This window comes from Streptomyces sp. NPDC017940 (assembly GCF_044328435.1).
Classification (GTDB): domain Bacteria; phylum Actinomycetota; class Actinomycetes; order Streptomycetales; family Streptomycetaceae; genus Streptomyces.
Genome location: NZ_JBIRHJ010000005.1, coordinates 267,411 through 282,227, shown reverse-complemented (window position 1 = coordinate 282,227; position 14,817 = coordinate 267,411). Strand labels below are relative to the sequence as shown.

Annotated in this window: 7 protein-coding genes and 1 pseudogene; 3 read left to right on the top strand and 5 right to left on the bottom strand. The window is 74.1% G+C overall.

All coding sequences use genetic code 11. The features are described from left to right. The first annotated feature begins 59 nt into the window (after positions 1 to 59). Both ACH4DX_RS19355 and ACH4DX_RS19350 read left to right on the top strand, forming a co-directional pair. Entirely contained in the window at positions 60 to 776 is a 717-nt protein-coding gene (locus tag ACH4DX_RS19355) for a class I SAM-dependent methyltransferase (protein WP_398155997.1), read from the top strand. A gap of 93 nt (positions 777 to 869) precedes the next feature. Further along, positions 870 to 2,309 (top strand): DoxX family protein, encoded by a 1,440-nt coding sequence (locus ACH4DX_RS19350; protein ID WP_398155996.1) that lies wholly within the window; start codon positions 870 to 872, stop codon positions 2,307 to 2,309. A gap of 26 nt (positions 2,310 to 2,335) precedes the next feature. Here ACH4DX_RS19350 and ACH4DX_RS19345 read toward each other — a convergent pair. After that, positions 2,336 to 2,440: pseudogene (locus ACH4DX_RS19345) on the bottom strand (ATP-binding protein); the annotation flags it as partial. 263 nt (positions 2,441 to 2,703) lie between these two features. Here ACH4DX_RS19345 and ACH4DX_RS19340 point away from each other — a divergent pair. Further along, positions 2,704 to 3,123 carry a CBS domain-containing protein gene (locus ACH4DX_RS19340; RefSeq protein ID WP_398122418.1) on the top strand — a complete coding sequence of 140 codons (420 nt, stop codon included), beginning with the start codon at positions 2,704 to 2,706 and terminating at the stop codon, positions 3,121 to 3,123. A 33-nt stretch (positions 3,124 to 3,156) separates the two neighbouring features. Here ACH4DX_RS19340 and ACH4DX_RS19335 read toward each other — a convergent pair whose 3' ends face one another. Genes ACH4DX_RS19335 through ACH4DX_RS19320 form a run of 4 tightly spaced genes read right to left on the bottom strand, consistent with a single transcriptional unit; the run spans position 3,157 to position 14,812 of the window. After that, entirely contained in the window at positions 3,157 to 5,028 is a 1,872-nt protein-coding gene (locus ACH4DX_RS19335) for a hypothetical protein (RefSeq protein WP_398155995.1), read from the bottom strand. Then, a complete protein-coding gene (locus ACH4DX_RS19330; protein WP_398155994.1) occupies positions 5,021 to 10,282 on the bottom strand; it encodes a hypothetical protein in 5,262 nt (1,753 codons plus the stop codon). Before ACH4DX_RS19330 ends, ACH4DX_RS19335 begins: the two co-directional genes overlap by 8 nt. Then, on the bottom strand, positions 10,269 to 13,640 hold the full coding sequence (locus ACH4DX_RS19325) for a hypothetical protein (protein ID WP_398155993.1): 3,372 nt from the start codon (positions 13,638 to 13,640) through the stop codon (positions 10,269 to 10,271). The genes ACH4DX_RS19330 and ACH4DX_RS19325 overlap by 14 nt, the downstream gene beginning before the upstream one ends. Further along, positions 13,637 to 14,812, bottom strand: a complete 1,176-nt coding sequence (locus tag ACH4DX_RS19320; protein ID WP_398122422.1) for a kelch repeat-containing protein — start codon at positions 14,810 to 14,812, stop codon at positions 13,637 to 13,639. The genes ACH4DX_RS19325 and ACH4DX_RS19320 overlap by 4 nt, the downstream gene beginning before the upstream one ends. Positions 14,813 to 14,817 lie beyond the last annotated feature (5 nt).

Here is a 14,817-nt window from a genome sequence, read left to right as displayed (position 1 = left end):
ATGACAGAAGTCCGCAAGAACCCGGGGGCGCGTACGACGGCGAAGCAATCATGGGGACCATGACTGAACCTGCCGGCCCGGCCGACGGAACCGACGTGATGACCGAGGTCTTCGACGCCGTCTACCGCGGCGAGAGCCCGTTCGGCAAGCGACCCCCCTGGGACATCGGGGCGCCCCAGCCCGCCTTCGTCGCCCTGGAGGAGGCGGGGCTCATCGCGGGCGCGGTGCTCGACGCGGGGTGCGGCACCGGAGAGGACGCCCTCCATCTGGCGGGCAAGGGCTACCGGGTCACGGGGTTCGACCTGTCGCCGACGGCGATAGCCATCGCCCGTGACAAGGCCGGGGAGCGCGGGCTCGACGCCGCCTTCGAAGTCGCCGACGCCCTCGAACTCGTAGGACACGACGGCCGCTTCGACACCGTGATCGACTCCGGTCTCGCCCACACCTTCGAGGCCGAGCGGCTGCGCGCCTACGCGGCGGCCCTGCACCGGGCCTGCCGCACCGGCGCGGTCGCCCACATCCTCTCGATCAGCGACCGCGGCGCCGCCCGGATGCAGGCGCGGCTCGCCGAGGCCATCGAGGAGATCCCGGCGCGGCTCCCGGACGACGACGCGGCGGCACCAGACATGGAGCGCTCCGCCGAGCATCTGCGCACCGGCTTCACCGACGGCTGGACGGTCGAGTCCCTCACCGAGACCCGCATGCGCGGGATCGTCCCCGCCACCTCCGAGGTGCTCGACCTGCACGCCTGGCTCGGCCGCTTCCGACGCGACTGAACCCCGGGCGGCCCCCGACACCTACGGACACGGACACATCCGCCCCGAGCCCCACGGACACGTCCGCCACGGCTCCTGCGAAGGCGAGGAACGATGAAGGTGCGAGTAGGCAAGTGGCTGCGGACCCTCGCGTCCTCACCGGTGACCCGGGCGGCCGGAGGACCGGCCAACCGAGCCATCCGACGACGAAGGGGCCTGGCGGCCGGAGTCCCGCCGACCCTCCTGCCCACCGGAGTCCCGCCGACGGCCCCGCGCTGGAGCGGCGCCACCCGGACCGCCTTCCGCTTCGGCTTCGTCTACGCCGGTGTCTACTGCCTGACGACCCCGCAGATCTACCTGGCCCTGCGCGGCGGCGGCATGGGACGGCTCCAGGAGGCCGCCGACACGTGGGCGAAGCGCTGGACGGTCCGCCCCGCGCGCGCGTGGATGGCCACCCGTGTCCTGAACAGGGAACTCGGCGACAACCGCTTCGACGGCGGAGACGACCCGTACACCTGGGCGGGCCAGCTCTGCTGGCTGGCGGGAGCCGCCGCGGTCACCCCCGTCTGGTCCGTCCTCGACCGCCACCGGACGGACTACGCGACACTCGACAAGTGGTTCCGCCTGGCCGTGCGCTTCTGCCTCGCCGGGCAGATGTTCTCCTACGGCGCCGCCAAGGCCGTACCGCTCCAGTTCCAGCTGCCGCCGTCCAAGCTCGTCCAGCCCCTCGGCGACCTCAGCCCGATGAGCCTGCTGTGGGCGCAGACGGGTTTCTCCAAGCCGTACCAGATCCTGCTCGGCTGCGCGGAGATCACGGGCGGACTGCTCCTGATCGTGCCCCGCACGGCGGCGCTCGGCGCGCTGCTCTCGGCGGTGGAGATGACGCAGGTGGTCATCCTCAACATGACCTTCGACGTGCCGGTCAAGGCCCACTCCCTGAATCTGCTCCTGCTCAGCCTGCTGCTCCTCGCCCCCGAGACGGCCCGTCTGGCCGGGGCCCTCGTGACCGACCGCGCCCTCCCATCGGCCGCCCGCCGCGACCTCTTCCGCTCCCGCGCCGCGAACCGGGCGGCCGCGGCCCTCCAGATCGGTGCGGGGCTCTGGCTGCTCCGCGCGCAGCTGCGCAACGACTGGGAGTTCTGGAGGACGTACGGCGGCGGGCAGGAGAAGCCCGAGCTGTACGGCATCTGGGAGGTCGAGGACTTCTCGGCCGACGGTGAGCAGCACCCGCCCCTGACGACCGACGGCAGGCGCTGGCGCCGCCTCGTCGTGGACTCGGCGAACGCGGTGACCATCCAGCGCATGGACGACTCGCTGGACGCCTGCATGGCGGTGATCGACATGGCCGCGGGCTCGATCGCGCTGACCAGGATGGCCGACCCGACCTGGCAGGCGACCCTCACCTTCCGGCGTCCCGCGGCCGACCGCCTGACCGTGGAGGCCAAGGCCGACGGCTCCGACCTGCGCCTGCATCTGCGCCGCCGCGCCCTCGACACGGTCCCCCTGGTCAGCCGCGGCTTCCACTGGGTGCAGGACACCTCGTACCTGCGATAGCGGAGCCCGGCCGCGGGGTCCGGCCACCTCTTGCGAAGGGTGTCCTGGTCGGCGTGGAGGACGAAGTGCCGCACCGGGATGCCGTGCGCGGCGAGGCCCGCACTGATCTCGCGCCAGTACTGCTCGACCAGGGAGCCATACGATCATGAGATCCGACGCCAGTGCGGCGCGGACCGCGGGACGGTGCCGAGTAGGTCAGGGAACGGGCACGGTACAGGACCGGTACCGGGTCACCCGGGTTACTCCGATGGTGGGGGCCCGGCGAACAAATTCCGGATCGCCTGGGTGAGGGGCCCGTACCCGTGGTACTCGCACCATGCGGACCACCGGGTCCGCCGGTCCACGCGCGGCGCCAGCGGCACGTGGACCTGGTGCGGTACGACAAGGAGGACAGATGGCTCGGCAGGTACGGGACGTCATGACCGGCCACCCCACCGCGGTGGAGCCCGACACCCCGGTGCACCAGGTCGCCACGGCGATGCGCGACGAGGGCATCGGCGCGGTACTGGTGACCGAGGACGGCAGGCTGCGGGGCCTGGTCACCGACCGGGACCTGACCGTGCGCATCCTCGCCGACGGCGGCGACGTGTCCGGCCGTACGGTGGTGGAGGCCTGTAGCGGTGAACCGGTCACCGTCGCCCCCGACGACGACGTCGACGAGGCGCTGCGCCTCATGCGGGCCAAGGCGCTGCGGCGGCTGCCGGTCGTGGACAACGGGAAGCCGGTCGGGATCGTCGCCCTGGGAGATCTGGCCGTCGAACGCGATCCCGAGTCCGCTCTCGGCCGGATCAGCGCCGCCGACCCCAACGCCTGAGGCGCCCGGCGGCGTCACGCCGGGCGGTCCCGCTCACGCCCCCGGGCGTTTGCCCGTGTCCTCGATGAAGTCGAAGGCGAGCCCGCTCGAACCCTCCCCGCGGCCCGTGCCGCGCCGGGCGCCGAGCCAGACCGAGACCCGCCCGTCGCGCCAGCGGGTGCGGTGGTAGGCGACGTCGACACGGGTGCCGGTCTGGGGGACCTCCTCCTCGTGCACGTAGTACTGCCGCTCGTCGTCGGGCACGGGAGGTCGCCGGTCGTCGTCCAGATTCTCGCGGAGCAGTGCGGTGCGCGGCAGGACCGGCTCGCCGTCGACGACGCTCGGCATGGCGGCGCGCTGGAGCCGCACCGCCCGCTGCCTGGGCGGTACGTGCACGGGGATGAACGGGATCCAGTGCTCCGGCACGGAGTTCATGGCCCGGTACGCCACCGCCGCCACGGGGTCGGCGGGCCGGGTCGGCGGATGCAGGCGCAGCAGATGGGCGCGCGCCTCGGCGGAGATCTCCCCGCCGCGCCGGGAGTCGCCCGTCGCCGTCCGCACGGTCTCCTCGACGCCCCACACCATGTTGGCGGTCTCGTCGCGCAGGAGGGCGACCTCCTCGAGCACCGGTCCGACCGCGACCTTGGGGACGCTCGGTGGCAGCAGCAGACCGGTGTCCGCGGGGACGTCGTCCTCGCCGACGGTGTCGAGCGTGAACATGGACCAGCGCTGCCAGTCCTCGTCGCTGCCCGTCCCGGCCGGAGCGATCCACTGCTGCTCACCGAACACATCGGTGATCACCAGGCCGCGGATCGTCGCGAACGTCCCGGCGGGCAGGTCGCACGGCAGCTGGTACCAGTCGTTGCTGTAGACCAGCGCGAACTCCAGGAAGACGAGTCGGGCGAGGTCGGTGCTGTCGGGCGAGACCGCGGCGAAGTTGGTCTGTCCGTCCTCCACCGCCCACCACCGGGCGAGCGGCATCCCTGAGAACCGCACCGGCGCGGGGAAGACCGTCCGGTGGAAGGTGGACGCCGTGGGGGAGGCGCCGCCGACGACGGTGTCCGGGTCCAGGGAGAAGGCGTGCCAGTCCAGGGTGCCCCCGGGATACTCCTGCGCGGTGAGCACCTTCTCGCCCGCTCCCGGCACGGCGGCCGCCACCGAGAAACGGTGCTCCAGCCGGGCCGGGTCCCAGGCGGAGTTGACGGCTCGCCCCTCCTCGTCCGTGGAGGGCTGCTCGAACAGCTGCCGGTCGAACCAGGTGACAAGGCGTGCCGCGAGCGGGACCAGGGCGTCACGCTGTGCCCCCAGGAGGTCCGGGATGCCCCCGTGGGCAGGGCCGCCCTCCTTGAGGTGGCGGTAGAACTCGTACCCGTCCATGCGGCGGCCCGCCACCGCCTGCATCGCCGCCCACACCTCGGGGTGCGCCACGCGGGGGGTGTCGGCGTCCGCCTCGGGGTCGGGGAGCGCGATCGGCCAGCGGTCGACGAACTTCTGCCGCACGAGCACACCGAGCAGAGGGTCGGTGTCGAGCAGCTTCATCCAGCGGCGGCCGATGGCGAGCCGCAGGTCGAAGGCGATCCGGTCCTCGCCGAAGGCGAAGGGCAGGGCGCGCCGCTCGGCGACCGCCTCCAGGGGCCGGTCGCCCGGCAGGGGTTCGGCGAAGCCCCCGGCGGGGCGGAACCGGCTCGGGGTGGTGGCGTCGACGGAGTAGGCCGCGGTGACCGGCGAGCCGGCGTCCGTGCCGCGGAACTCGCCGAGCTGCCACTGCCGCGTGAGCATCCACAGCGCGTCACGCGCCTCCACCCGCAGCGCCCGCGCGAAGTCGGTGGTGCGGGGCCGCCCTTCGAGGCGGTTCCACAGCCCCACCGTCGGCGCCTCGCGGCCGTCGAGGGCCGCACGGAGGTTCTCGATACGCGGCTCAGTCATGGGCCTCGGCCTTCCAGCGCAGATTGGACACGGCCAGATCGGTGGAGAGGGTGATGGGCTGCCGTGTCGCGGGCAGCACCGTCGCCGGGAGGAGGTGCGCGTACGCCGTGTCGTCGAGGTGGCCCGGCTCCACGGCGCGGATCCTCGCGAGGTCGTACGTCTCGTTGACGGCGGCGAGCAGGTCACCGGTGTCCCAGCCGCCGGGGCGCCGCACGGGCGGTACGACGAGGAGCAGGGCCTGCGGCGCCTCGGCGTCGGGTCCGTCGTAGTGCACGGCGATGCCGGTGGTCTCGCGCTCGGCGGGGACCACCTCGGTCCACTCGTCGAGGAGCAGCCCGCACCGCTGGGCGGACAGGGGCAGCGGCCCGTCGGCGTAGTGCGCGGTGAAGAGCAGCTTGTCCTCGTTGATCTCGGTGCCGCGCCGGAACTCCATGGCGAGCCAGGCGTCGTCCCTGCGGTAGGGGAACTGCACGGGAGTGAGCTGGGGCTCCTCCCAGCCGGTGAGCACGCCGAAGGGGCTGCCGGAACTCCGCAGCGCGTCGCCGAGGTGGATCGCCTTCTCCCACAGCCGCGGCTTGTCCCGTACCCGGGCGACCCCGTGCACCCAGTCGTCCACGGGGAAGTCCCGGTGGAAGTCCGCGGTGAGGTGCCCGACCAGGCGGGCACTGTCGTCGCGGGCCTTCTTCCACTCGGCGGCCAGTGCCGTCGACGCCGTGAACTCGGGCACCACGAGCACGTCGTCGCCGAGCATCGCCGTGAGCGCGTCCCGGGCGCACTGGACCCGGTCGGGCCCGGTGACCGCCGAGTCGTACGCGGTCAGCGCGGCATCGGCGTCCTTGACGCGGCAGGCGATGTCGGCGTCCAGTGACGTGGCCCGGGTGAGCAGCTCACGGCCCTGCGCGACGACACGGTCCTCGAACGGGCCCGGGTCGAGACCGAGGGCGTCGAACTCGCTCAGCGGCAGCAGCGCACGGACCTGGGCGAGCAGCCCGCTGAGGGTGGCACGCCCGGTGTCCGCCACTCCTTCGAGACCACCGAGTCGGCTGTCGAACGACGAGCGGCGCTGCGCGACGGTGGCACGCAGCAGGGCGGGGTGTTGCGGCCGGGGGCTGGTCGGCTTGGTGGTGAGCAGCCGCTCGGCCTGTTCGAGCAGGGTGAAGCGCTCCTCGTCCGGGGCGGAGTGCGGCAGCGCGTCATGGCGGCCGATGAACCCGTCGGCCTCGTCGAGCGCGCGCCGCATCCGGGCTGCGGTCTCGGCCACGGCGGCGAGCACATCGGTGAACACCGCGCGCCGCCACTGGGTCAGCTCGCCCCACCCGCTGCGGAGCATGCCGAAGGCGCCCGCCCTGGTGACAAGAGTGGCGTACGTGGTGAGGAAGGCGTCGATCCCGTCGAGCACCTCGGCGCGGCGGGGTGGTGCGGGCTCGGGCGGGTAGAGCGGTGCGAGGTCCTCCAGGAAGGCGGCGACATCCTCGCCGAGGTCGCTCAGCGCGTCCCGTACGGCCAGCGGCCGGTCCTTGGAGATCGTCACGGCCTCGTCGGCGCGGCGGTCCACGGCCGTGCCGCCCGCGGCCGGCACGAGGTCGGTGGGGCGCAGCGGGCGGGACGTGGTCACAAGCGTGCGCAGGGCGTCGACCAGGGGGGACAGCTCGAAGAAGGTGACCTTGTCGTCGACGCGTACGGTGTAGTTGACGGTCAGCTCGGCGTCCGGGCGCGGCTGGTCCCGGTCCACGACCGCCCCGACGATGCGGTCGTCGAGGTCGCTCATCGCGGCCTCGCCCGCCGGGCGCAGCGCCCACAGCAGATCGATGGACGAGAGGTCGGCGTCGCGCTGGCTGACGACGCGCTCCCGCGGGCGCTTGCTGACCGGGTCGGTCCAGGTGACGAGGGCGACCACGTCCTGCGCGGCGGGCAGCAGCGCGGGCAGCCAGTCCTCGACGGCGGGCTCGGCCCGGGCGCGGGGGCTGTCGGTGAGCCCGGGGGACAGGCCGGGGGTGAGGCTCAGGGCGAACCGGTGGGTGAGCGTGGTGCCGCCGCGCGGGGTCTGCACCACCGCGGGGTCGGGCGGGAACCCCTCCTTGGCGTACGCGTCCAGGGTGGCGGAGGCGCGCTCGGGGTTGCCGAGGAGAGCCTGGTGGGTGCCTTCGGCGACGGCCAGGTCACCGAGGGCGTCGTGGAGGGCGAGGAGCTTCTTCAGCTCCTCGTTCATGGCGCTCGCCTCGTCCGGGGTCGCGGCGGGCATGTTCCGTGCGCCGAACGGCCAGGTGGCGGCCTTGGGCGGGCGGGTGGCGCGGCGCACGAGGGCGAGGCCGTCGACGACGTTGCGGGCCTCCACCACGTCCTCGGTGCCGTCCGGCTGCTCCAGGACGTGCGACAGCTTCCGCGCCCGCAGCGGGAACGCGGCCCGCAGGGCGGGAAGGAACTTGTCCAGCTCTACGTCGGGGTACCGCGGGTGCCCCTCGTGCAGCCCCCGCTCGAACCGGTAGCCGAGGAGCGCGCCGAGCGACTGCCCCTGGCGCAGCCCGTCGAGCAGGGACAGCGCCGCCCGCACGCGCTCGGAGCTGAGGTTGACCGCGAAGGCGTCCGGGTCGCGCCGGGACCCGTTGGCGAGGTACCCGGCACGCAGTACGGCGGCCGTGCGGGCGTGGGCGGGGGACGGCGTGTGGATGTAGCCGCCGTTGCCGCTCTCGTGCGGGACGGCAGGGGTGCCGAGGACCTTCGTGAGCTCGGGGCCGAGGCGGACCTCGGTGGTGGGACGGCACCGGGGGCGGACCTGTTCGAGCCAGCCGTACGCGCCGACGTGGACGCCCTGCTTGGGTGCGGCGGTGCCGTCGGCGCCGTACCGGAGCTGGTGGAGCCTTTCGTTGGCGAGGCCGAGGCGCCAGGCGTCCAGGCGGTAGGTCGCGCAGTCCAGGTGCTCGGCGAAGAGCCGTTCGAGGCGGGCGGTGGGCAGATCCGCGAGGTGCGCGACGGCGTCGAGCTGCTCCTTGAGGCGGGCGGTGGCGGGGCTGGAGTCGAGGACGGCCGGGATGTGCTGGTGCAGCAGGAAGGACGGGTCGGGGTTGTGCGTGAGCTCGGGGTCGGGGGCGTACAGCTGCCGGTAGCGGCTCTCGCTGGGCGGCGGGTGCGGCTCGCCCGCACGCCGGGTGCGTACGTGGATGAAGAGCGGGTCGACGGCCGGGGGCACGGTCCGGCCCGCTGCCGCGGCGAGCCGGTGCCCGGCCTCCTCCCAGCCGAGCAGCACCGCGTGCCGCAGCAGCAGGTACAGCAGCGCGGCGGGTGCCCGGCCCCCGTCGAACCCGTTCTCCAGGCGTACGGTGTCCAGGTCCCGGCGGCCGTGCCGCTCCAGCCAGCGCAGGTAGTTCCAGGCTTGGGGCGCCGCCGTGTAGGCGCGCACGGGTTCGGTCTCCGACAGCGGCCGGTCGTCCACGAGCGGGCCGAGCAGCGGGTGCTGCGCGCCGGTGAACAGACGCCTGACCAGGTCGGGGTCGGGGACCGTCGGCGGGGCTGCGGGGTGGCCGAGGCGGGTCAGGAGCGCGCGGATGGGCTGCGGCATGCGCAACTGCTCCTCGAGCGCGGCGATGACGGCGGGCCCGGTCGCGCCGAGGTTCTCCTGGTTGTAGATGTCCTCCACGCTGCGGGCGTATCGCTGGTGGTACTCGGCGGACGTCGGATGCAGGGCGAGGATGTCCAGGAGCCGCTGGTGGGGGTCGTGCCCGGGGGGAGCCTCGGCGGGCGGCACCACGTGGGCGACCTTGGCGGCGGCCTTGCGCCAGTCCTCCTGGACGGCGTCGAGCACCTTGGCGAGGGCGCGCCGGTGCGTGGCGTTCTCGGGCCAGGTCAGGCGGGAGAAGGCGGTCGTGGGCAGGACACCGTACGGCTGCCGGCCGATCCGCACGGCGGGCACCGGGCCCCGCCCCGACACATGGCGCAGGAAGAACTCCCGGGTCTGCTCGACGGCTTGCGGGGTGAGGACGGGGTGGAGGGCGGTGGTCAGATAGCTGCCCCAGGTGGCGGGCCACAGGGCGGTGTCGGCGGCGCGCGCGTCGCTCTGGTCGGTGCCGTCCGCGTGCGGCATGCCGGTGAGCACGCTCGGGTCGAGGCCGAGGAGTTCGGCGAACCACTGGCCGTCGGACTTGGCCGCCCCGTCACCGGCCGCGGCAAGGGAGCCGGCCGCCGAGCGGGCGCGCAGCGCGGCGTCGGCCTCCTCGCGGGGGCCGGTGCCCGCGGGGGCCTGCGCGGTGTTGTTGGTGGGGGTGCCCTGCGGCAGCAGGGCGTAGCCGGAGGGGCTGTGGAGCTGGCGGGTGATCAGCTCGCCGAGTTCGCGGGCGGTGTCCGTGGCCTGCGGGGTGCGTTCGCGCAGGCCGATGACCACAAGGCGGTCGAAGCCGTCGCGGGCGGGCCCGGTGCGCGGGATCCGCAGGCCCATCCCGATCCGGACGGCTTCCCGGAACTCGGTGAGCCACTTCAGGTCGGCGGGGACGGTGAGTTCACCGGTGTCCTCGTCGAGGCGCATCCGGTCGTTGGAGCTCGGGTCGGGGCTGACGGCGAGGCGCTCGGGGACGGGTTCCCCGGTGACGGTGAGGACCTGCTCGTCGCCGTGGTAGCCGACGACCGTGAACCGGTCGGGCAGCAGGTGCGCGACGGCGGGCGTCGTCCATGAGTCGGGGGTCGTGCGGGCGGGGGCGGGCAGCACGAGCACGCTCACGAGGACGGCGTCCGACTCCGATCGGGCCGCGTCCTCGACGCCGACCGGTGTGCGGGCGCGGATGGCGCGGGCGCGGGCGGGCCCCACGGCGGTGAGGAGCGCCGCCTCCGCGGCACGCAGCTTCGCGGGGTCGCCGTGGGCGCGCCAGACCGCGCTCCAGTGGACGACGGTGGGCTGGACGTCCGCGGGCGCCAGCGCGGTGGGCGTGACGACGACGAGGACGGTGGTGCTGCCCGGCACGCCCGTGGGCCTGTCCGCCAGGTTCGCAGGCCGGTACTGGTCCGCCAGCCACACCGCGCGGCCCGCGGGGACGCGGGTGGTGAACTCCTGCCACGCCGCCTGCTCGGCGGCCGCGCGGCCACCCGTCCGCCACAGCCCCGTCCAGTAGGCGCGCAGGGCGTCGGCCTCGGCCCGGCTCGGCAGCGGTTCGAACTTGTCGATGGCCCACTCGTCGGGGAAGATCCGCACGAGGAGCTCGGTCTCGGTGAAGCGGGTCTCCACCCTGACCGGCCCGAGGAGCACCGGGTAGTCGTCACTCAGGGGCATCGTGCAGCATCTCCTGTGCGTGGGCGGCGATCAGGACGGGGGCCTGGAAGAGCATGTAGGCCACGTCGGCTGAGCTGAGCCTGTGGTCCCACAGGGGCAGGGCGATGTCCTCGCGGCGCTGGACCTCCTTCTCCGGGTCGTCCTCCGAGCCGTCGAAGGGCACGAGCGGCACCTGGATCGCCGGATCGAGTTCGAGGAAGCGCCCGTTCGGGGCGATGTCCTTCCAGGACAAGTCGTTCCACACCTCGACGGCCGTGCCTTCGCCGTCGTCGGCGCCGAAGCGGGGATCGCCGGGGCGCTCCTTGATGACGAAGAACCAGCCGGGTTCGGTGGGGATGTGGCCCCGCGCCGCCTCCTTGGTCAGGTCGAAGCCGAGCAGGGTGATGTCCGGTTCGACCTTCGCCTCGTACAGGGGCAGCTTGACCAGGTGGGCGGGCGGGTGCTCCTCGTCGGCGACGCGGGCCAGGACCCGCTCGCGCTCGGGGTGCGGGGTGCCGTCGTCGTCGCGGGCCCAGTCGGCCTTGTGGGCGTAGACGACGGCCGTGGGGTACTTCTTCAGGAGTTCGCCGCGGATGACCAGGACGAGTTCCTCCTGCTGTGCGCCGCCCCGGTCGCGGTTGTCGTGCGCGCCGAGGAGCGAGTCGGCGGTCCAGGAGGCGATCGGCGCGATGTCGTAGAGCCGCTCCTGCCTCTCCGCCGCGCTCTCGCCGGGCAGCGACAGCGCGGGGCGGGGGTCCCAGAACTGCCGGAAGGGCGTGCCGTGCTGGTCGGTCGGGTACTCGCGCCACAGCAGTTCCCGGCCGAACTCGTGGTTGAGGCCGGTCATGTAGGCCTCGATGAACTCCTGGTCGCTCTCCAGGAGCGTGATGCTGTCGGGCGGCACCAGATGGAGGTGGGGAACGAAGGTGTCCACCGACATGTCGATCAGGGACTGGTACATCGGCAGGTCGATGACCGGGTGGGCCATCGCCTCCAGGAACGCGTCCGCGAAGTGCGTGAGCCGCTCGGGCAGCCGTACGGAGGTCAGCAGCGACCGCGGCACGGTCGCGTCGGCGGCGAGTCCCGCGAGGGCCTCGCCGGTGGCGCGGGGGACGTCCAGACGCTCACGGACGGGCGCCCTGCCGCCGACCGCGGCGTCGCCGTAGGCGCGGTGGACGTCGCGCAGGGCCTCCTTGAAGCGCAGTGCCTCCTCGCTGTCGGCGCCTCCCGTCGGCGGGACGACGCCCTCGCCGGGCAGGCTGATGACGAAGGCGCTGCTGGTGGGCAGCCGTGAGACGGGGTCGTCCTGCTCCGCCGCGGGGGCGTAGGGCTCCCCCGGGGAGCCGTCAGGGCCGGGCGTCCGGTGCCGGTCCGCCGACGGCACCGGGCCGCCCGCCGCGTCCCCGGGCGAGACGTCCGTCGCGACAGTGTCGGTGCGGGCGCCCGGGCCCGGCGGGTGCAGGACGCCGTCGAGTTCCTCCGGTGTGACCACGGCGGCAGGTACGGCCTTGGCCGGGGCGGCGGTGACCGGCGCCGTCGGCAGGTCCATCTTGGCCAGCAGGGTGTCGAGGACGGGCGCGCCCGCGGGCACGGCCCGGGTGAGCCGGGCGCCGGGCCGGGTGATGCGCCGCATCTCGGGCGAGAGCGGCGCCGCGGCCATGGTGCTCCCGGCGACCTGGAACGCGACGGCGTCGCCCGTCCCGTCGAGGGCGCCGCGCAGCGCGGCGCCCCGCGCGGCGGCGGTCACCCGGGACAGGGCGGGCGCGGTCAGACGCAGGGAGCGGGCCGGGCGCGTCCCGTCGTCGGCCAGGACCCCCGGCGCCGCCGGCGGATCGAGGTGCTTGCCGTGGAGCACGTGCCCGACCTCGCGGGCCAACTGGGCGGCGCGGATGCGGTTGTTGGCGTCGATCACGTCGCCGACCTGCTGCCAGGCTGCGGCCATGAACTCCTCCTGGCGCGTCTGGACGACCTGGGTGCCGAAGTTCGCCGCGACCCTGAAGCGGGGGTCGAGATTCAGGCGGTGCACCCAGTTCCGGTTCTCCGGGGCGGGCACCGGTGTCCCGTCGGCCCTGCGCAGGACCCGGGAGGTGCGCGCGTGCCACTTCCCGTACAGGGGCGGGGTGACGACCGGAACGGCGCGGCCCGCGAGGTAGTGCGCGTCGGGCGCCCCGGTGAGGGTGGCCAGCTTCCGGTGCGCCTGGGCCGGAGGGGTCTCCAGATAGGCGTCGGCCAGATTGATCAGCGCGGCGAGGGCCTCCTGGAACGCGTGCGGGTAGGTGGGCGGCGGATCGCTGGGCGCAGGGGGCGGCGGCGGGAACCGGGCATCCCAGTTGTCCCAGATGTCCCGCCTCCGGCCGGGGACCTTCAGGGCTCCGCCGAGCCGCAGCACCCCGCCGAGCTGCGCGGGGGTGGTGATGCCCGGCAGGGCGGGGCCGGGTTCGTTGCGTACGTCGATGTCGCGCCGGCCCACCCGCAGATCGGGCCTGCGCGGGCGCAGCAGCCGGACCAGGTGCTCGAAGTCCCCCGCGGGGCCGGTGCCGAAGAACCAGCGGTAGTAGTAGGGGAGTTGCCCGGCGGCGGGCCGATCCGGGTACGCGGGGCCCCAGCTGGAGTGCAGTGCGCCCGCCTCGCGCCGGGCGGCGAGCTTCGGGTCGAAGCCGAGACCGGCGAGCCGTCCGGTCTCGAAGGCGGGTACGAGGAACGCGTGGTACGGCTTGTCGGGCAGCAGCTTGCGGGGACACATCAGGCGTGAGCAGGCGAGGTCGGGGTTGGCCCGCAGGACACCGCGCAGCGTGGCCAGGGCGCCGGGCAGCCGCTCCTCCTCGGACAGGACGACGTCGTCGAGGGCGCCGTTGACGTGGACGTGGGCCCAGGCGCTCAGGTGCGCGGGGTCCGGCAGTGTCGTGGCCGGGTCGAGGACGGTGATGTAGGGCAGCGGCCGTCCGGGCAGCGTGCCGTCCTCGAACTCCGGTCTGCTGTCCTTGGCGGGCCCGGGCCCCTCCAGGACGATCAGGGCGAGCCAGGGCGGCAGCCGTCCGGTTTCCGGGTGCTGGCCCGTGGGGGAGTACCGCCAGGGCAGGTCCTCGTCGTAGAACTCGATGTGGGCCAGGTAGTTGGGCTCGGCGTTGGTGACCCAGGGGCGGGGTTCGGTGCGGGAGACGGCCTTCGCGTCGATGCCGACGATGTCCCCGGGACCGTAGAGCTGGACGGGCCGGTCCACGGTGCGTTCGAGCCGTCGGGTGCCCTCCAGCGGGTCGCCCGACACGACCAGCTTGACGGCGAGGGACGCGCGGATCTCTTCGGTCCCCGGCGCACCGGTGATCTTCGTGGAGATGCCGGTGCGCAGCCACGGCAGGAACGAGTACGCGTTCGCGGTCACGAGACACCTTCCGCGGTGAAGATCTCGCTGGTGGCGGTGAGTTCGCTGCCCTGCGGGTCGCCGCCCGCGACACCGGAGGCGACGACTCCGCCCGCGACGAGGACCTTGCCGGTGCCGAGGGGAGCTGCCGCGAACGCCCACCGGCCGGTGCCGAGGCCCGCGGCCGTGTCCCACTTCCGCGTCCCGTCGTCGTAGATCACCGCACTCCGGTAGCCGACGCCGTCGTCCCGGTCGGCGGTGCCGCCGACGACGAGGAACCGCCCCGCGCCGAGCGGGGCCACCCGGTGCAGGCCCCGGCCGCCCGCCGTCGACGGGATCGGCGTCCAGACACCGCTCGGCAGGTCGTACTTCTCGCCGGTGAGGGCGTGATACGCGTCGTAGGTGCCGTCACCCGCGATGCCGGGTGTGGCGCCGCCGACGACGAGGACGGTGGTGTCGGAGACCAGGACGGCGCGGTGTCCGCTGCGGGGGCGCGACAGGCTGCCCGTGGGCGTCCAGAGCTTCCGCTCGGGGCTGTAGAGCTCGCAGAAGGCGAGGGCCGCGGAGCCGCCGTCGGAGACCGGCGCGGACCCGCCGGCGACGAGCACCTGACCGCCCTTGAACCGCAGGGCGCAGTGCCCGGTGCGGGCGTCCGTCATCGGTGGGGCGTCCGACCAGGTCCTGGCCACCGGGTCGTAGACCTCCGCCGAGGACAGCGCCCGCACCGAGCCGCCGGAGCGCGCGCCCGTGCCGCCCGTCACCAGGACGCGCTTGTCGGCGAGGAGCACCGCGCTGTGACCGCTGCGCGCCTCACGCAGGTCCCCGACGGTCTCCCAGGCGGGCCCGGACGGACCAGCGGGGTCGTACAGTTCGACGGCCGTCAGCGGCGGTGACAGCGGGCCCGCGCCGCTCGTGCCGCCGACGACGAGGACCTTGCCGTCGTCGAGCAGGGTCGCGGTGTGCAGCCTGCGCGGGAACGACAGGGGCGGACCCGCCGTCCACTTCCGGCCCGCGGGGTCGAAGACCGCTGTCCTGCCGGTCGCGGCCGAGGAGACGTCCACGCCCGCCGTCAGCAGGACCTGCCCGTTCTTGAGGACGACGGCGCCGTCTTCCTGTCCGTGCCAGGCGGCTGCCGCGGGCAGGTCACCGGCCTTGGTCCACGCTCCGGTGGCCGCCACTGCGGGACTTGTCATGGCGT